Genomic DNA, 17798 nt, shown 5'->3' with positions numbered 1-17798 from the left:
GATTTTATATTATTATTTTTCTTCTTCTTCAATCCATATATCTTCCACTCGCATATCAAGGACTTTAGCAATTCGAATCGCAACTAAAAGTGTAGGTGAGCCCCCTTGGAGTAAGTTGGTCATTGTAGAATTAGCTATACCAACTTTTTTAGCTACAAAACCATAACGTAATCCTTTTTCATCTACAATTTGTTTTAAATTGCTACGTAACACATTCCCACCCCCTATATGTATATTCTTGTGAAATCATTTTTGTCCTTTTAAAAAATAAATTTAGTATGGACAGGCAATGTATTTCATTCTAGTTCATATACCTATATCAAGACCACCAGGAATACCAAGTAGAACTAAGGACACCAAGAGGGGAGAGGGTTACATGCGTTGGCAGTACAATCATCTGAACACAATTCCATATCTTCATCCTTCAAAGGAATTACGCTCGATGTACAATGAATCCAGATCAAGAGCAGAAACGGAATCAATTATGAATCACATGAAAAATCATGAAGTGTTTAATAACAGGGAGTATAAAAGATATTTCAGTTTATCCCAGGTTATTGAAGAGGATCTATACGGTGAGGAAGAAGACATTCTAAATTGGGAAACTTTAATGGATTGTTATGATGCAGTCCTTACGAGAAAAGGTATTATATTCCGTGAGAAAGAAGAGGAGGAATAGATATGACACTCGCAGGGGAAGCGGTAGTTATTTGGACAGCAACAGGTTTGTCAGTAGTTGCAATGAAGGTAGCAGAAAAAATGGGGAAGAGTGTTCCTCATTGGCTTCCACGTATTACTTTGTACACAACGCTCACGGGCTCGTTCTTATACCTTCTACGTTATGTTCTAGTTATGTTTCTATGAAGGAATACAATATGGAAGGGTGGGACAACAGAGAAGGTATAAAGAAAGACTTGTTCCGTCATATTCCAAAAGAGTGCAATGATATCCTTATAGGATATTTAAGGGGGAAATGTTTATGTTGGAGTTATTACTGGTTCCCACGGCAGCACTAACTTATGCATTAGTAAGTGATAAGTTCAAACGAAAAGATGATGATAAAAAGAAGATTCAAGTCTTTTTCGAGGTGAGTGGGATTGCTATTAAAAGGGACGATAAGTTGCATTATCCTAAGTTTCAAAAACAAATTGATGATGATCGCAGCACAACATATATTTATACTTTACCTGTAGGTATGCCAAGCAAAATTATTCAAAAAGTTGAGGACGTTGTAAGCGAGGGATTAAACAAACCTGTTCGGATCCATTACGATAATTATAAATTAAGCATTCGAGTATTTCATAAAGACATACCTAATATGTGGAGATGGTCCGAAACATTAATTGAACAAGGGAAATGGCTTGTACCTATAGGGCAAAGCTTAGAAGAATTAATTTATCATGATTTTGATAAAACACCACACATGACTTTAGGTGGTTTGACACGTATGGGGAAAACCGTTTTTCTAAAGAATGTAATGACATCTCTTATTACAGCACAATCAGACCATACTCATTTATACATTGTTGATTTAAAAGGTGGATTAGAATTCGGGCCATATCAAAATTTAAAGCAAGTTGAATCTATAGCAGAAAAGCCGATTCAAGCGTTTCAAGTTTTAAATACAATTCTTGAAAAGATGGAAGAAAAAATGTGCTATATGAAGGAAAGGCACTATACAAACGTTGTAGAAACAAATATAAAAGAACGACATTTTATCATAGTTGATGAAGGTGCTGAGCTTTGTCCAGATAAGAGTATGAGTAAAGAGCAGCAAAAGTTGTTAATTGCTTGTCAGAGAATGCTTTCTTATATAGCAAGGATTGGCGGGGCGCTTGGCTTCAGATTGATTTTTTGTACACAATATCCAACTGGAGACACATTGCCGCGACAAGTTAAGCAAAATTCAGATGCGAAGTTAGGGTTTAGATTGCCAACACAGACAGCTTCTCAAGTAGTTATAGATGAATGTGGATTGGAATCGATTAAAAGTATACCTGGGCGCGCTTTGTTTAAAACGGATAGGTTAACAGAAATTCAAGTGCCTTATATTTCTAATGAAACGATGTGGAATGTACTAAAACAATATGAGGTGGAGAAACATGAACATACAAACACACATCAAATTGAATCGTCAGATGATGATTCTGACCTCGATTAGAAAGTTGAAATTTGCTACACGTAGGCATTTAATGGCTATACATGATTTAGGGGGCATTAGAAATGCAAACCGTATATTAAAGGATTTAGGATCGTTCGTTAATAGTACAGTGTATAAAAAAGAATATGTATATTACTTAAATAAAAAAGGGCGTGCGCTATTCGATGATACAGAAAAAATAGTACCAACAATTCGACTAGCACACAGCCTTATGAGAAATGAAGCTTGGCTCTATCTGTTCTGTCCGGATGACTGGCAGATAGAAACACCTATACGTTATAAAATAGATGATAAAAAGAAGACAATTATTCCAGATGTTAAATTCCGAGATGAAGAAGGAATTTTAAATGCTGTTGAAATAGATCGCACTCAGATGATGAATGTAAATAGTGAGAAGATGAAAAGGTATGGTGAATTTACAACTTACTACAAAAATAAATATAAGGGCAAAATACCAATCGTTCATTTTTTTACCGTAACGGAATACAGACAAAAAACTTTAGAGCAGTTTGCAATGAAGAATGGCGTTTATGTGAAGGTGTATGTTGTCCCAGAATTTCAATAAAAAAGAGCTGAATAAAATCCAGCTCTTTTGCCCCCCTTTTTTTAGTTATGCCCCACCTTTGCCCCGCTTTGTAGAAAAAGATAGAAAACATTTAGAAAAGGTTATGAGTTAAAACACTGATACAACAAGATATTTATAAGGATAAAAAAACGGATAAAAGGGTTGTATCTATATTTAGGGCAAATGCAATTGGAGTTTCGTGAAGTATCATCTGGAGAACAGCTAGCATTTGAAAATGGAGAAAGTATTTTACGATTCCGATCGCGTAATGGGAGTGAAGTATCGTATGAAAAAGAGAATAGTCGTCTTATAAGAAAGGTAAATAGGCGCGGGAGGGAAGTTGTTTTACAAAATATTGGAACGGTTTCTTACAAACTAACACCTCATGTACTCATTATAAATGTGAAAGATACTAGTGGGAAAATATATGAAGGTGTAGTTATGCGATATAGCGAAATAGGAATAAACGTATGAGAAAGCAAAATGGATTTACAATGCCTGGAACGATTATCTTTCTTATTTTATTAACTTCTTTTTTTATATACGAAACAAATATGTTGTTTACAGATAAAAAATTTTATATAGAAATAGAACAAAAGTTTTTATTGGATGAATTACTTAACCGATCTATTACAGATATAAAAAAAGATTTACAGCAAAAAGAAAAAGAAGGTACATTTTTCTTTCAGTATGAAAAGGGAGAAGCGAGTGGAAATTATGTCTTTGAAAATGATTTAATTCTCGTTACGTTGCAGTGCACACTCAAACAGGAAGCTTTCTATACGGTAGGTTTTCGGTATAGAAAAAAGGATGGGAAAATAGTCGATTGGATAGAAGGATAATATGTAAAATATATGTAAATAAATCAAGGTTTCCTATTGTAAATTAAATTGATTTTTTAGAAGAAATGGATAAATATAATGATTAAAAGTTTAAATTTTCTCAAAAAAGAGAAAGGTAGAAAGAATATGATATATTCATGCTATCCAATCATTATTTTTAGGGAGAATAGGGAAATGACAAACAACAATCAAATAGGTGAAAATAAGGAACAAACTATTTTTGATCATAAAGGAAATACGATTATGACAGAAGATAGAGAAATACACATTATTTCAAAATTTGAAGAACCTCTTATTGTCGTATTAGCAAATGTACTAAGTGATGAAGAGTGTGATGAATTGATTGAAATGTCTAAAAATAAAATGAAGCGTTCTAAAGTTGGTTCATCACGTGATGTAAATGATATTCGAACAAGTAGCGGTGCATTTTTGGAAGACAATGAACTTACTTCAAAGATTGAAAAACGAATTTCATCTATCATGAATGTTCCTGCGTCGCATGGTGAAGGATTGCACATTTTAAATTATGAAGTGGATCAACAATATAAAGCACACTATGATTATTTTGCGGAACATAGTAGATCAGCTGCTAACAATCGTATTAGTACGCTTGTAATGTACTTAAATGATGTAGAAGAAGGCGGGGAAACGTACTTCCCGAAATTAAATCTTTCTGTACATCCTAGAAAAGGAATGGCAGTATACTTTGAGTATTTTTATCAAGATCAATCACTAAATGAGCTTACGTTACATGGAGGGGCACCTGTAACGAAAGGCGAGAAATGGATTGCAACGCAGTGGGTGAGAAGAGGTACTTATAAGTAAAAGCGAGTGTTACGTTTTGTTCTTCATAGTATAAGAACAAAACGTTTTTTATTAAACAAAGTAGCATCTTTCGTTATAATAACAATTAATAAATGACGATTGAGAGGTCAGAAAATGAAATCTATATACATAACCGGCTATATGGGAGCAGGGAAAACAACAATTGGAAAAGCATTAAGTCAAGAACTTCAAATGGATGTTGTAGATACTGATCAAAAAATCGAAGAGAAGCAAGCGAAGGCAATTCGTGATATTTTTGCCGAAGAAGGCGAAACGGCTTTTCGGGAATATGAAAGCGAAATGTTACGTGCGCTACCAGTCCATAATGTCATTATTACAACTGGTGGGGGAATTATTGAACGAGCGGAAAATCGCAAGTGGATGAAAGAGAACGGAACTGTCGTGTATTTATATTGTGATCCGCACGTAATTGCAGAAAGGCTTCGTGAAGATACGACACGTCCACTATTTCAAAAGAAAGATATAGATGCATTTGTAACGAAATTTGAATCACGTCGAGCTTATTATGAAGAGGCTCACATTCATATCGATACGACAAATAAGTCTGTAAAGCAAATTATGAATGAATTAAAGGAAAAGATTAATGTATAAAAAAGTGGACATACTAATCAAGTAGAGGTGATGATAATATGTCTACTAATGATTATGTTCGCTTTGTGACGCAGCAGTTTGTGTCATATATGGATGCTCCAAAAGAAGATCGAAAACAAAAGAAAGAACAACGCCGTGCTGAAAAAGAGCCATTTATGAATAAGTGGTTTGGTGTTATGCCGCTGAGTGCTGCTTTGTTTTACCGAAATGTAAAAAGTAAAAGAAAAAAATCAAGTTGAATTTTAGTCATATGTTTAGCAAACCAAAAATCCCCTAGTGTCGTATTATACTAGGGGATTTTTATTTACTGCACGGATTCTTGTTCTTCCGTAACGGCATGTATTTTATTGTTCACCCAGACAAATCCAATTCCGATACAAATAGAAATGCCCCATCCAACAGCGGTCATAATTGCTCTCATTTCACCGTAGCCATCTACACCGAAAACAGAGATGAAATAAATTTTTAAGAAGCTTTTTAATATGAATTGTAGACCGAAAAAGAGCGTTAAATATTGCAATGCTGGATAGATACGACTATCACGATACAGTTCACGACTTTTATCACGGTCATGCCCTTGCAGTGCTGCAATATCCGCAGCGAAATATAACATGAGTGGTTTTTTTATGAAAATTGTACAGATGACGATAATACCGAGTACGATGTGATAATATGCATCATTCCACAACATTCGTTCAGCTGACCCAGATAATAAATCTACCGTTGTATTAGAAATGAGTGTAATTAAAATAAAGAACCCTGTCACGTTAAACTGTTTTTCTTTTTTAAAGGTATACAGTGTATAAATAATCCCCGGAACAGAGGAAAGTAACATCGCGTAATAAGGATCGATATAAGGTTTTGCAAATTTCCAAATGAGGAATGGGATTACGAGATAAAAGACAAGATCTAATATAGCTTTTTTATTTTGATTCATACAAAGCCTCCTTAAGTCATACATATATTTTATAATATAATTTCTGAAAATTGTATAAGGTTTAATGGGAAAAGAAAAAATATATCAATTTTCGAGGGGGTAGTAGATTGAAAAAAATTGCCCCTAGCGTAGTAAGTTTTTTTAGTATATAATAAAGGAAACGCTTTCATTTTTAATTTGTTCACAAAATGGACGGAAAATCACATATTTACTATCGATATGTTGCTTTATAATGAAACTAATTAAATATACATGCATACAATATTGTGAAATAAATAACATAAATAATCTATATAAATGTAAACGTTATCAAAAGAGAGAGGTGGAGACAATGAGTAAATTTTTCTTCAATCATAATCCAGCAACAGTAGAGGATGGAAGGCTTGTTAAATATGCTGAAATTATTTATGGAGAAGGTGGCCGTTCTGTATTAGAAAATTTAATGGTGAAGGCATCTATCAGATTGCGTGATCGTTATCCGAATAAATCTGACGAGCAGATCTCGAACCTAGTAAATAAAGGCATCCATGATATGTTTCAAAAATATGTGAGCGAGTAAGAGTGGCCAATGGCTGCTCTTATTTTTTTGTATAAGGATTGTAACTCTAGCTGAAAATAAACATGTATTCTGAAAAACGTAAAAAGGAGTGGGAAAGATGAGCAATGGAATTGGACGTTCGAAAGAAAATCTTCCAACTGATGCAAATCATGTGAGCGCGAAGGATCGTGCGTATCAAAAACGCATGGCAAAGCAAAAACAACAAGAGCGTAATGAGGATAGAGAGTAACTCGAAATAAAGCTCCTTCTAAAGCAGAAGGAGCTTTATTTTGATAGAAAATGATTCGCGGTAACATAAAAGAGTCCACCGTTAATAATTTGCACTGTAATACGTGGTTCATACTGTTCTTGCAGAGCTTGTTTTTCAATTTCATAGCTCTCAGGAAGTTCGTCACTTTCTTCATAAAAACGGTTTAAAAGGTCTAAATCATGATTCCAACGCACTCTTGCTTCTTTTGCCCACGTATGGTCATCTTCTGCAATTATATTTTTTAAAGCGTCTTCTATGCGTTGTAAACCACTTTGAGGTTTAATGATGGGCGAGAGCGTAAAACAAAAATCAGGTATTTTTGGTGTAAGTTTAATGTTTGTTAATGTTTCATGAAAGTTTGCCATCATTGTTCCAGAAATGAGATGAATACCAATCGAGTGAAGGATGTCTTTTTTTCGATCACATTGATAGGAAACTTTTATATTAATACCGAGCCAAGGGTGGAGCGGTGTATGTGTTGCCCCATTATGTCTTACATCCTCATATAAACGTATGTAAGAGCCTAATTCTTTTGTCGTTTGGAAAATTTGATGTAGACGTGGTGAACCGTAGTGAATAAGCTCACCATCATTTTCTTCATTTTCTGGATTTGTAATAAGAGTAAGGCGCATCGGATTCGGTACGCCTCCTGTTTTCTCAAGATAGTGCCAATAAAAAGGGCGATTCATTAATAATTTATCCATCTCAATTGTTAACTGTACATCTAATAAATGAGGAGAACGTTCTAAAATTTCACAGTTATTCGCCTCAAAGAAATTGTATAAGTAATTATGAATTTCATGTTGCTGCATAGCCTTGCACCTCAGCTTCATTTCGTTTCGCAAAGTCGATTATAGATGTTAAGTTTTCCATCTTAATTCTAATTTCACCTTCGCTTTTTGATTGCGCGAAAATTTCTTGAATGTGCGCGTCGATGTTTTTCATATTAATTCTCGTTAAAATTTCATCGAGTTCACCGATAACACGCTCGAATAAGTTGATTTTTTCATATAACAGTTTCAGAATATGTTCTTCAACAGTATGCTTTGTAGCTAAGTTATAAATATGAACATCATTCTTTTGACCGAGACGGTGAATACGTCCAATTCTTTGCTCAAGACGCATTGGATTCCATGGCAAATCATAATTGATCATATGGCTACAAAACTGTAAGTTAATGCCTTCTCCGCCAGCTTCCGTTGCAATTAACACTTGGGCACGATTTTGGAAAAGTTCCTTCATCCAATCTTTCTTCCCGCGTTTAAATCCGCCGCGGAATGGGACAGAAGAAATACCGTGTTGTTGTAAAAACCATTGTAAGTACATCTGTGATGCTCGGTATTCCGTGAAAATGACGACTTTATCGTCAATTTCTTTTATAAGCTCTAGAGCTTTAGTTGCTTTTGAGTTGAAAGGAATATGATTAATTTTGTCCATTAGCACATCGATATGTGGATCTTTTATATAATGTTCATTTTCTTTCTGTCTTTTTTCTACATGCTTTTTCAATGAATAGTAAACAGCCTCACGACTACTACACGCTTCCCGTTTTAACGTTAACGATGAGAAAGCAGATGTGAAGGCGTCTTGTCCTCGCCAATTTTCGATATCATTATATAGAGCTTGTTCTTGTTCATTAAACTCAACAAAAATTGTACGTACATGTCTCTTCGGCCAATCGATACCGGTATTATGTCGTCTATTTCGCACCATTACTTTATTAATGAGAGCTTTTAAGTCTTCATCTGATTCGGCTGAACGATTTTTGGAAGCGTAATATTCTTCAAAGTTGGATTGATTGCCTAAATGTCCTGGTTTTAATAAAGAAACAAGGTTAAAAATTTCATCAATCTTATTTTGAACAGGAGTAGCGGTTAGTAATAAACAAAACTTCTTTTTTAATCGTTGTGCAAATTCATAGTTTTTTGTTTTATTATTTTTCAGTTTATGTGCTTCATCGATAATAATAAGGTCATATTCCAAGTTCAACACGATATCGCGATGTGGTGAACGTTTCGCAGTATCAATTGACGATACAATTACGTCAGCTTGTTCCCATGAGTAGCTTTTCTTTTGTGCTACAGCGGGAATGAAAAACTTTGTATTCAGTTCGTATGCCCATTGTGATACGAGAGAAGCTGGGACAAGTATAAGTACCTTTTTCACGAGCCCGCGGACCATGTATTCTTTCAAAATAAGTCCAGCTTCGATTGTTTTTCCAAGGCCTACTTCATCTGCTAGAATCGCTTTACCATTCATTTGTTCAATCACATTTTCAGCGACTTCTAATTGATGCGGAAGCGGTGTGAAATGGGATAAATGTTTCGGTGCTTGTAGTCCATCAAAAGTAGGAACAAGTAACGATTTTTCTGTTTCATAAGCTAAGTGATATAAATCCCAGTTTGTCCAAGGACCATCTTCGTCAATTCTATTTAAAAAATTGTTTTGCCACGTCCGATCTACGGAAATATCGACATTCATTACAACTCTCCCACCTTTTATAAACTAAAGTAATTATTTTTTAATGTATGATGATTTACCTTAAAAGAAGGCATAATTATCGTTATTAAAGGCTATATGATAGACAATAATAAAGTATTAAATCTCAAAAGCTGTATTTATTGTGTTTTAACATAAAAAATTCTAAATTATTTTTTATGCTAGAATATTGATGAAATATAGCGAATGATGTTAGGATAATGGTGTGAAATGTGTGGAATCTTTCGTATTTTATCCAAGAAAGTGATTTTTTATTTACGCTTTCATAAAAAAATATAATGAGATTCCGTATATCCTATCTTTTCAGAATGAAAATGTTTAGAAAAGGGAAGCAACTTTTATTGATTTGTCAAAGCATAAGGGGGAGAGAGCATGATTACATTACAACGTACACCGTTATTTGATGTATACGCGAAGTATGGTGGGAAAACAATCGACTTCGGTGGTTGGGAATTACCAGTTCAATTTTCAAGCATTAAAGAAGAACACGAAGCTGTACGTACAGCTGCAGGTTTGTTCGATGTGTCTCATATGGGAGAAGTTGAAGTAAAAGGTGTAGATAGTTTAGCATTTTTACAACGTGTTGTTACAAATGACGTATCTACCTTAAAGGTAGGGGGCGCACAATATACAGCTATGTGCTACGAAAATGGTGGTACAGTAGATGATTTATTAATCTACAAACGTGGTGAAGAAGACTATTTATTAGTAATCAATGCATCAAATATCGAGAAAGATTACGAATGGTTAGCAAGTCATGTAATTGGCGATGCGACAGTAGTCAATGTTTCTAGTGAAGTTGCACAGCTTGCAATTCAAGGACCAAAAGCAGAAGGCATTTTACAAAAAGTTGTGTCAGAAGATTTGAAAGAAATTAAGTTCTTTAAATTTAAAAACGATATTCTTGTAGATGGAATTCCAGCACTTGTATCTCGTACAGGTTACACAGGTGAAGATGGATTCGAAATTTACTGTAAGAGTGAAGATGCTGCAAAACTTTGGGAGAAACTTCTTGAAGTTGGAGCAGAAGAGGGCTTAAAAGCATGTGGTTTAGGTGCTCGTGATACACTTCGATTCGAAGCAACATTACCACTTTATGGACAAGAATTATCAAAAGATATTACACCGATTGAGGCTGGAATTGGCTTTGCGGTAAAAACAAATAAAGAAGCAGACTTCTTTGGAAAAGCAACGTTAAAAGAGCAAAAAGAAAACGGTGCGCCTCGTAAATTAGTCGGCATCGAAGTAATCGAACGTGGAATTCCTCGTACGCATTACCCTGTATTTATTGGTGAAGAAAAAATTGGGGAAGTAACAAGTGGTACACAATCTCCAACGTTAAAGAAAAGCATTGGTTTAGCACTAATTGATGTAAAATACGCAGCAGTTGATACAGAAGTAGAAATTGAAATTCGTAATAAACGCGTCAAAGCAGTAGTTGTTCCAACACCATTTTACAAACGTTCAAAGTAACGGGGAGAGGGGTAGATTTCATGTTGCATCGTTATCTTCCAATGACAGAAGAAGACAAAAAAGAAATGTTACAAACGATCGGCGTTCAAACGATCGATGAATTATTCTCTGATATTCCAGAGAGTGTTCGTTTTAAAGGGGATTTAAAAATTAAAGAAGCAAAATCAGAGCCAGAGCTTTTAAAAGAGCTATCTCAAATGGCTAGTAAAAATGCTAACTTAAAAGAATACGCTTCTTTCTTAGGAGCAGGTGTATACGATCATTATGCTCCAGTAATTGTAGATCATGTTATTTCTCGCTCAGAATTTTATACAGCTTATACACCATACCAACCGGAAATTTCACAAGGGGAATTACAAGCAATCTTTGAATTCCAAACAATGATTTGTGAATTAACAGGAATGGATGTAGCAAACTCTTCTATGTATGACGGGGGTACAGCTTTAGCTGAAGCGGCAATGTTAGCAGCTGGCCATACTCGCAAAAAGAAAATTCTTGTATCTAGCGCGGTTCATCCAGAATCAAGAGCAGTACTTGAAACGTATGCAAAAGGTCAAAATCTTGAAGTTGTTGAAATTAATCATAAAGATGGTGTAACAGATTTAGATGTATTACAAAGTGAAGTAGATGATACAGTTGCTTGTGTAATCGTTCAATATCCAAACTTCTTCGGACAAGTTGAAAAATTAGCTGATATTGAAAAAATCGTTCATCAACAAAAATCATTATTTATCGTTTCTTCAAATCCATTATCATTAGGCGCATTAACACCACCAGGGAAATTTGGTGCTGATATTGTAATCGGTGATGCACAACCATTCGGTATTCCAACGCAGTTTGGTGGACCGCACTGTGGTTACTTTGCAACAACGAAAGCATTTATGCGTAAAATTCCAGGACGTCTTGTTGGACAAACTGTAGATTCAGATGGTAAACGTGGATTTGTATTAACGTTACAAGCACGTGAACAGCATATTCGTCGTGATAAAGCGACATCTAACATTTGTTCAAACCAAGCGTTAAATGCATTAGCAGCTTCTGTTGCAATGACGGCACTTGGCAAACAGGGTGTGAAAGAAATGGCACGTCAAAACATTTCTAAAGCACAGTATGCAAAACGTCAATTTGAAGCGAAAGGCTTCACAGTAACATTTGCTGGACCATTCTTCAATGAGTTTGTTGTAGATTGCAAACGTCCAGTGAAAGAAGTAAACGATGCATTATTACAAAAGAATATTATCGGTGGTTACGATCTAGGCCGTGATTATAAAGAGCATGAAAACCATATGCTTGTAGCAGTAACTGAGCTTCGTACAAAAGAGGAAATTGACACACTTGTAAACGAAATGGGGGCTATCCAATGAAGAATCAAGACCAAGCACTTATCTTTGAAGTGAGTAAAGAAGGACGCATAGGATATAGCTTACCCAAATTAGATGTAGAAGAAGTGAAACTAGAAGATGTGTTTGAGAGCGATTATATTCGAGTAGAAGATGCAGAGCTACCAGAAGTATCTGAACTTGATATTATGCGCCACTATACAGCACTTTCAAACCGTAACCACGGTGTTGATTCTGGATTCTATCCACTTGGATCTTGTACGATGAAATATAATCCGAAAATTAATGAGAGTGTAGCTCGTTTCGCAGGATTTGCAAATATTCATCCACTGCAAGATGAAAAGACAGTACAAGGTGCAATGGAATTAATGTACGACTTACAAGAGCATTTAATTGAAATTACAGGTATGGATACTGTTACTTTACAACCAGCAGCTGGTGCACACGGAGAATGGACAGGTTTAATGTTAATTCGTGCATACCATGAAGCGAATGGTGACTTTAACCGTACGAAAGTAATTGTACCTGACTCTGCTCACGGAACGAACCCAGCATCTGCAACTGTAGCTGGTTTTGAAACAATTACAGTAAAATCAAATGAAAATGGCCTTGTTGACTTAGAAGACTTAAAACGTGTTGTAAACGAAGAAACAGCAGCACTTATGTTAACAAATCCTAATACATTAGGTCTATTCGAAGAAAATATTTTAGAAATGGCAGAAATCGTCCATAATGCAGGCGGTAAATTATACTATGATGGTGCAAACTTAAATGCGGTATTAAGCCAAGCACGCCCAGGAGATATGGGATTTGACGTTGTGCATTTAAACCTTCATAAAACATTTACAGGTCCTCACGGCGGTGGTGGCCCAGGTTCTGGTCCAGTAGGTGTGAAAGCTGATTTAATTCCGTACTTACCAAAACCGATTTTAGAGAAAACGGAAAGTGGTTATCACTTCAACTACGACCGCCCAGAAGCAATTGGTCGTGTGAAACCATTCTATGGTAACTTCGGAATTAACGTTCGTGCATACACGTATATTCGCTCTATGGGTCCAGATGGTTTGCGTGCAGTAACGGAGTATGCTGTATTAAATGCGAACTATATGATGAGAAGATTAGCGCCATTCTATGATCTTCCATTCGATAGACATTGTAAGCATGAATTTGTATTATCAGGTCGTCGTCAAAAGAAACTTGGTGTACGTACATTAGATATTGCAAAACGTCTGCTTGATTTTGGTTACCATCCACCAACAATTTACTTCCCATTAAATGTGGAAGAATGTATTATGATTGAGCCGACAGAAACAGAATCAAAAGAAACATTAGATGGTTTCATTGATAAGATGATTCAAATCGCTAAAGAAGTAGAAGAAAATCCAGAAGTTGTACAAGAAGCACCGCATACGACAGTCATTAAACGTTTAGACGAAACGATGGCTGCACGTAAACCAGTTTTACGTTATGCAAAGCCAGCTCCTGTACAAGTTTGATTAGAATAACAAAAGAAGAACTCGCTGAGGCGGGTTCTTTTTTTGTATGGATAATTTGTCCCGCATTAACGGACAGTAAACTTCCAACTCAAAACTTAGCTGGTGCAAAGAAGCCAGGTGGGAGATAAACTGTCCGTAAATGCCCGATTGGTTCAACTAATAATCAGTGGGGATGAACAAAAATCCCCACTGATTAAAGTTTCACTTTATGCAGAAATAGTGAAGAAAATGTTAAAAAAATATATTTTTTGTTTCCTAATGGTGTAAAGGTGTAGTTTTATAGGTAGTTTTGTTGAAAAAGTCGGTTTGATAAAAGTATTTATTTTTGTTAGAATTTTATTGAAATTAAGAAGATGTGATGAGGCAAAGATTACTCATTTTTATGTATATGTGAAAAAACGAACAAGACGGGGGTGAAAGTGTGGGATATCGATGTTATAGAATGGTATACCATTTAGAAAATGGAGAAACAATTAAAGATGTAAAAGAATTTTGCTATCGAGACCAAGGGAAAGTGTTAGAAAGAGTAGCAAATCGTGTAATGGATAATAGAGAAGTGACGGCGATTGATAAACAAGGAACAATCATTTCAATAGCATGTGAGGACATTGTAAAGGTGGAACTTGATTACATAACAGAAAGTTAACCTTGAGTCATATCGAATTATTCGATAAAATAAACTGTTGAATGGTGAAGTGAGAAGAGAGGAGTTTATCATGGGTAGTACAAGACACTTTTATATGTTTATCTTAGCGTTTGTTCTTGTTGTGGCATTAACGATTTACTTAATTGTTGACAGCAGCTGGTACAACACGGTTCATCCGGCATTCCTTCTGTTTATGTATATAGGAATTGCAGTAGTAAGTTTCGGAATGAGAGACGAGATGTTAGATCGCTTTGAAAAGTGATACATATACGAAAGACCAACAGGAAAATGTTGGTCTTTTTTTCTTGCCAAAAATAGGATGGTGTGTATATACTGTATATATAAGGTATACACAGTATATACACACACTGGAGGAAAACATGAATATTATTATTTCGAATTCTTCCCAAGACCCTATTTATGTGCAAATAAGAAAACAATTAAGCCAGCTTATTTTAAATGGCGGTTTAAAGGGTGGAGATCAATTACCGTCTATTCGTAGCTTAGCGAAGGAATTACAAATTAGTGTCATTACAACGAAGCGTGCATACGAGGAGCTTGAAAAAGAAGGATATATAGAAACTGTTGCTGGGAAGGGGACTTATGTTTCACGTAAAAATAATGAACTATTAAAAGAACAAAGGCTTCGCCTATTGGAAAGTAAAGCTGAAGAAATCGTAAAAGAAAGTAAAGTGTTGCAGCTTTCACTTGAAGAATTGCAGCAGATGATTGCGTGTTTATATAAGGGGGAATAAGAGATGTTAGAGCTAAAAAATGTTTGTAAAAGTTATCAAGATTTTGCAGTGAAAAATATAAGTTTTGCATTACCACGAGGATATATTATGGGGTTTGTCGGACCCAATGGTGCTGGGAAAAGTACAACGATCAAAATGATTATGAATTTAATTAGAAAAGATAGCGGCGATATAAAAATTTTTGGCAAAGACAATAAGAAAGCCGAAAAGGACATAAAACAAAATATTGGTTTTGTATATGATGAAAATCATTATTACGAAGATTTAACGTGTGAACAAATGAAGCGTATTATTGCACCGTTATATAAAAAGTGGGACGAAGAGCAGTATCAATCGTATATGCATAGATTGCAAGTTCCAAAGTATAAAAAAATTAAAGAGCTATCTAAAGGGATGAAAATGAAGTTTGCGATTGCCATCGCACTTTCGCACCACGCAGAGTTTATTATTATGGACGAACCGACAGCAGGGTTAGATCCAGTTGTTCGAAGTGAATTACTTGATATGTTGCAAGAAATTGTAATGGAAGATGAAGTATCCGTATTATTCTCAACGCACATTACAACAGATTTAGAGCGCATTGCAGATTATATTACGTTTATCAACGATGGAGAAATTATATTTACTGGTGAAAAAGAAGACTTAATGGAGAACTACGTAATCGTAAAAGGAAGTAATGATTTATTAGACCGAGAAGGAAAAGAACTATTTGTTGGATTACGAAAAAATAAATTTGGTTTTGAAGGTTTAGCGAAGGATAAACAAACAATTATCGATTGGTTTGGAAATGAGGTTGTACTAGAAAAGCCTACATTAGATGACATTATCGTTTACACTGCGAAAGGGAGAGGTGCCTATGCGTCAGCTCGTATATAAAGATTTGTTCTTTTTTCGGGTAATTTGGTTAGTGAATCTTGTTATGCCCCTTTTGTTCTTTATGTTAGATGCAAGTGGTGAATTGTTATTTCCAATGAGTTGTCTATTTATAACCTTTTCATCGGTTATGACGTTAACCGTTATGGATGAAAGAAATAAAAGTGACATTGTTATAAATAGTTTACCGGTAAGTCGAAAGGATATCATAATTGCTAGATATATTTCCTGTGCAATATTCATTGTTGGTGCCATTCTCTCTACGATGTTAGTTGTTTTTCTTATAAGGGGTATTGTGGTTATTAGTGATATCGGTGTATATCATCCTAATCTATACATTGAAATTCCATGGTATGAAGTCATAAATGGAGCTGTTTATGCCACATTTTTTGTTGTCACGTTTTTCCCTAGTTATTATGGTACAAAATCGAAGGTAGTAAGAAGTATAGGATCAGCAGCATCAATAGGAGTGGGTGTAATTCTTTGGATATTTATTAGTGATGGGCTGTATGAAACAACATCTTCATTCAGTGAGTGGATTATGAATCCAGTACATATTGGTGTATTTATAGTTGGAGGAATGATATTAGCTAGTGTCTATATCGTTTCTATGTTTCTTACAATTAAAATTTATGAAACGCGTGATTTATAGAGAGGAGAATTTATATGCAACAATTGATTTTGAAGGAGTTTTTCTTACAGAAGAAGATGTTTCCTTTCTATTTTTTAATACCCATTTTATCTATTTTTAAGGATTCCGTCGAACCAATGGGGATTGCAATAGGAGTATTTATAACATGTAGTACGATTATATATATTTCTTTTTATTATGACGAGAAAAGTAAAGCAGAAAAAGTGTTAGTGAGTTTGCCTATAACGAGAACAGAGATAGTTATAGCTAAATATATTGCAAGTTCATTATTTATTATGGCTGGTTTGAGTGTAACTTTTATAGTCGTAATATTAGGAAATATTTTATTGAACAGAGATATAGTTATGCCTGGGTATGCAATATTTTCAGCAATAGTAGCAACTTTGATTTATTGTGCAGTAACGATACCGACTAATTACATTGGGGGATATAAAGTTATTACTGTCTTAAATTTGAGTATGTTTTTTCCTTTAATGGGTATGATTGGTCTTATGTGCAATATTTTTGGTGATAAAACAATTATGCTAAAAGTACTCCACTCTCAAGAGGCTACACTAGCAATGGGTGTTCTTGGTATTGGAGTGTTAGTAAGTATAGTCATATCAATGTTTCTCTCAATGAAAATGTTTCAGGAGGCAGAGTTATAGAAGGGGCATTTTCATATTAGGAGGGGTAATACATGATCAAGCAACTAATTTTAAAAGATTTCATCATTCAATGGAAATTTTTAATTTGGTACATACTGTATCCTGTTTTCTTTTATATGGCCTTAACAGATACGGAAAATCTGTTCATAATTATGTCACTAATTATTACAATTGGGGCAACAGTAAAAACATTTGAAGCAGATAGTAAAAATGAGAGTGAAGTTATAGTAAATAGTTTACCAATATTGAGAAAACAAATTGTGTATGCGAAATATATAGTAGCAATTATTATTCTTTTTATAAGTGTAACGGTCGGTTGTTTCACGATGGGAATGAAGAGTGGGGTTAACTTATTTGAATTTATTGAAACGACAATGGTTGCTAGTATTAGCTTTATTTTATTGTATTTAAGTTTTGTTTTACCAATATCCTTTTGGCTAGGGTATAAGAAAACCATTTTCATTACGATAGTAATATTCATGGCACCGATAGTTGTTTTAGAAGCTTTGTTTCAAATTAACTTAGAACAAATTCAACTATACAACAGCTTGTTATTCATTAGTTCCATGTGCATGTTCATAGCATCTACCTTTGTTTCAGTAAAAATATATGAAAAAAGAGAATTTTAAAAGGTGCCTTAAAAAAGGCACCTTCTTCAATAACGAC

25 protein-coding genes and 1 pseudogene are annotated in these 17798 nt (G+C 34.8%); 21 read left to right on the top strand and 5 right to left on the bottom strand.

The features are described from left to right. Nucleotides 1-12: 12 nt before the first annotated feature. Nucleotides 13-213 carry a helix-turn-helix transcriptional regulator gene (locus GD442_RS20495; protein WP_159365149.1) on the bottom strand — a complete coding sequence of 67 codons (201 nt, stop codon included), beginning with the start codon at nucleotides 211-213 and terminating at the stop codon, nucleotides 13-15. A 163-nt stretch (nucleotides 214-376) separates the two neighbouring features. Here GD442_RS20495 and GD442_RS20490 point away from each other — a divergent pair, with 163 nt between their 5' ends. The 9 genes and pseudogenes from GD442_RS20490 to GD442_RS20450 all read left to right on the top strand — a co-directional run bounded on the left by GD442_RS20490 (nucleotide 377) and on the right by GD442_RS20450 (nucleotide 5244). Beyond that, nucleotides 377-679, top strand: a complete 303-nt coding sequence (locus GD442_RS20490; protein ID WP_159365148.1) for a hypothetical protein — start codon at nucleotides 377-379, stop codon at nucleotides 677-679. 2 nt (nucleotides 680-681) lie between these two features. Then, nucleotides 682-864, top strand: a complete 183-nt coding sequence (locus GD442_RS20485) for a hypothetical protein (protein WP_016099698.1) — start codon at nucleotides 682-684, stop codon at nucleotides 862-864. 115 nt (nucleotides 865-979) lie between these two features. After that, complete coding sequence (locus tag GD442_RS20480; RefSeq protein WP_159365147.1) at nucleotides 980-2161, top strand: FtsK/SpoIIIE domain-containing protein; 1182 nt, start codon at nucleotides 980-982, stop codon at nucleotides 2159-2161. Further along, a complete protein-coding gene (locus tag GD442_RS20475) occupies nucleotides 2103-2726 on the top strand; it encodes a replication-relaxation family protein (RefSeq protein ID WP_159365146.1) in 624 nt (207 codons plus the stop codon). Before GD442_RS20480 ends, GD442_RS20475 begins: the two co-directional genes overlap by 59 nt. A gap of 147 nt (nucleotides 2727-2873) precedes the next feature. Further along, nucleotides 2874-3200 (top strand): annotated as a pseudogene (locus GD442_RS20470) (competence type IV pilus minor pilin ComGF); the annotation flags it as partial. Beyond that, the gene (gene comGG / locus GD442_RS20465; RefSeq protein ID WP_001231316.1) at nucleotides 3197-3568 is read left to right on the top strand and encodes a competence type IV pilus minor pilin ComGG; all 372 of its coding nucleotides are present in this window, start codon (nucleotides 3197-3199) and stop codon (nucleotides 3566-3568) included. The pseudogene GD442_RS20470 and the gene comGG, both read left to right, overlap by 4 nt. A 174-nt stretch (nucleotides 3569-3742) precedes the next feature. After that, nucleotides 3743-4393 carry a 2OG-Fe(II) oxygenase gene (locus GD442_RS20460; protein WP_000183863.1) on the top strand — a complete coding sequence of 217 codons (651 nt, stop codon included), beginning with the start codon at nucleotides 3743-3745 and terminating at the stop codon, nucleotides 4391-4393. A 114-nt stretch (nucleotides 4394-4507) separates the two neighbouring features. Further along, nucleotides 4508-5005: a shikimate kinase gene (locus GD442_RS20455; protein WP_000836659.1), complete on the top strand. Its 498-nt coding sequence runs from the start codon at nucleotides 4508-4510 to the stop codon at nucleotides 5003-5005. A gap of 38 nt (nucleotides 5006-5043) precedes the next feature. Continuing rightward, the gene (locus tag GD442_RS20450) at nucleotides 5044-5244 is read left to right on the top strand and encodes a YqzE family protein (protein ID WP_000106083.1); all 201 of its coding nucleotides are present in this window, start codon (nucleotides 5044-5046) and stop codon (nucleotides 5242-5244) included. A 65-nt stretch (nucleotides 5245-5309) separates the two neighbouring features. On the opposite strand, the gene GD442_RS20445 is transcribed toward GD442_RS20450, so the two are convergent. Both GD442_RS20445 and GD442_RS20440 read right to left on the bottom strand, forming a co-directional pair. Beyond that, on the bottom strand, nucleotides 5310-5942 hold the full coding sequence (locus tag GD442_RS20445; RefSeq protein ID WP_001073111.1) for a VC0807 family protein: 633 nt from the start codon (nucleotides 5940-5942) through the stop codon (nucleotides 5310-5312). 141 nt (nucleotides 5943-6083) lie between these two features. After that, on the bottom strand, nucleotides 6084-6200 hold the full coding sequence (locus tag GD442_RS20440) for a hypothetical protein (protein WP_001987222.1): 117 nt from the start codon (nucleotides 6198-6200) through the stop codon (nucleotides 6084-6086). 73 nt (nucleotides 6201-6273) lie between these two features. Between GD442_RS20440 and GD442_RS20435 the strand changes: the two genes are divergently transcribed. Continuing rightward, complete coding sequence (locus GD442_RS20435; protein ID WP_000032702.1) at nucleotides 6274-6501, top strand: hypothetical protein; 228 nt, start codon at nucleotides 6274-6276, stop codon at nucleotides 6499-6501. A 97-nt stretch (nucleotides 6502-6598) separates the two neighbouring features. Then, a complete protein-coding gene (locus GD442_RS28285) occupies nucleotides 6599-6730 on the top strand; it encodes a hypothetical protein (protein WP_000064668.1) in 132 nt (43 codons plus the stop codon). 35 nt (nucleotides 6731-6765) lie between these two features. Here GD442_RS28285 and GD442_RS20430 read toward each other — a convergent pair whose 3' ends face one another. Both GD442_RS20430 and GD442_RS20425 read right to left on the bottom strand, forming a co-directional pair. Next, nucleotides 6766-7563, bottom strand: coding sequence for a YqhG family protein (locus GD442_RS20430; RefSeq protein ID WP_001183964.1), 798 nt, complete (start codon nucleotides 7561-7563; stop codon nucleotides 6766-6768). Further along, on the bottom strand, nucleotides 7550-9232 hold the full coding sequence (locus GD442_RS20425) for a DEAD/DEAH box helicase (protein ID WP_001100031.1): 1683 nt from the start codon (nucleotides 9230-9232) through the stop codon (nucleotides 7550-7552). Before GD442_RS20425 ends, GD442_RS20430 begins: the two co-directional genes overlap by 14 nt. A 390-nt stretch (nucleotides 9233-9622) precedes the next feature. Here GD442_RS20425 and gcvT point away from each other — a divergent pair, with 390 nt between their 5' ends. The 10 genes from gcvT to GD442_RS20375 all read left to right on the top strand — a co-directional run bounded on the left by gcvT (nucleotide 9623) and on the right by GD442_RS20375 (nucleotide 17761). Next, nucleotides 9623-10723 carry a glycine cleavage system aminomethyltransferase GcvT gene (gcvT, locus tag GD442_RS20420; RefSeq protein ID WP_000631769.1) on the top strand — a complete coding sequence of 367 codons (1101 nt, stop codon included), beginning with the start codon at nucleotides 9623-9625 and terminating at the stop codon, nucleotides 10721-10723. A 20-nt stretch (nucleotides 10724-10743) separates the two neighbouring features. After that, nucleotides 10744-12087: an aminomethyl-transferring glycine dehydrogenase subunit 1 gene (gene gcvPA, locus GD442_RS20415; protein WP_000903240.1), complete on the top strand. Its 1344-nt coding sequence runs from the start codon at nucleotides 10744-10746 to the stop codon at nucleotides 12085-12087. Then, nucleotides 12084-13559, top strand: a complete 1476-nt coding sequence (gcvPB, locus tag GD442_RS20410; RefSeq protein WP_000795703.1) for an aminomethyl-transferring glycine dehydrogenase subunit 2 — start codon at nucleotides 12084-12086, stop codon at nucleotides 13557-13559. Before gcvPA ends, gcvPB begins: the two co-directional genes overlap by 4 nt. A gap of 442 nt (nucleotides 13560-14001) precedes the next feature. After that, the gene (locus tag GD442_RS20405) at nucleotides 14002-14205 is read left to right on the top strand and encodes a DUF3929 family protein (protein ID WP_000262496.1); all 204 of its coding nucleotides are present in this window, start codon (nucleotides 14002-14004) and stop codon (nucleotides 14203-14205) included. A 70-nt stretch (nucleotides 14206-14275) separates the two neighbouring features. Then, the gene (locus tag GD442_RS20400; RefSeq protein ID WP_000535933.1) at nucleotides 14276-14467 is read left to right on the top strand and encodes a hypothetical protein; all 192 of its coding nucleotides are present in this window, start codon (nucleotides 14276-14278) and stop codon (nucleotides 14465-14467) included. A gap of 118 nt (nucleotides 14468-14585) precedes the next feature. After that, the gene (locus GD442_RS20395) at nucleotides 14586-14960 is read left to right on the top strand and encodes a GntR family transcriptional regulator (RefSeq protein ID WP_001021349.1); all 375 of its coding nucleotides are present in this window, start codon (nucleotides 14586-14588) and stop codon (nucleotides 14958-14960) included. A 3-nt stretch (nucleotides 14961-14963) separates the two neighbouring features. Next, nucleotides 14964-15836, top strand: coding sequence for an ABC transporter ATP-binding protein (locus GD442_RS20390; RefSeq protein WP_000891311.1), 873 nt, complete (start codon nucleotides 14964-14966; stop codon nucleotides 15834-15836). Next, nucleotides 15817-16485 carry an ABC-2 transporter permease gene (locus GD442_RS20385; protein WP_001249555.1) on the top strand — a complete coding sequence of 223 codons (669 nt, stop codon included), beginning with the start codon at nucleotides 15817-15819 and terminating at the stop codon, nucleotides 16483-16485. The genes GD442_RS20390 and GD442_RS20385 overlap by 20 nt, the downstream gene beginning before the upstream one ends. 14 nt (nucleotides 16486-16499) lie before the next feature. Continuing rightward, a complete protein-coding gene (locus GD442_RS20380; RefSeq protein WP_001186550.1) occupies nucleotides 16500-17132 on the top strand; it encodes an ABC-2 transporter permease in 633 nt (210 codons plus the stop codon). Between the two features lie 35 nt (nucleotides 17133-17167). After that, nucleotides 17168-17761 (top strand): ABC-2 transporter permease, encoded by a 594-nt coding sequence (locus tag GD442_RS20375; RefSeq protein ID WP_079998907.1) that lies wholly within the window; start codon nucleotides 17168-17170, stop codon nucleotides 17759-17761. Nucleotides 17762-17798 lie beyond the last annotated feature (37 nt).

It is taken from the genome of Bacillus sp. A260 (assembly GCF_009861435.1).
Classification (GTDB): domain Bacteria; phylum Bacillota; class Bacilli; order Bacillales; family Bacillaceae_G; genus Bacillus_A; species Bacillus_A cereus.
Note: the sequence above shows the minus strand (reverse complement) of the source record. Positions and strands in the feature narration are given on the sequence as shown.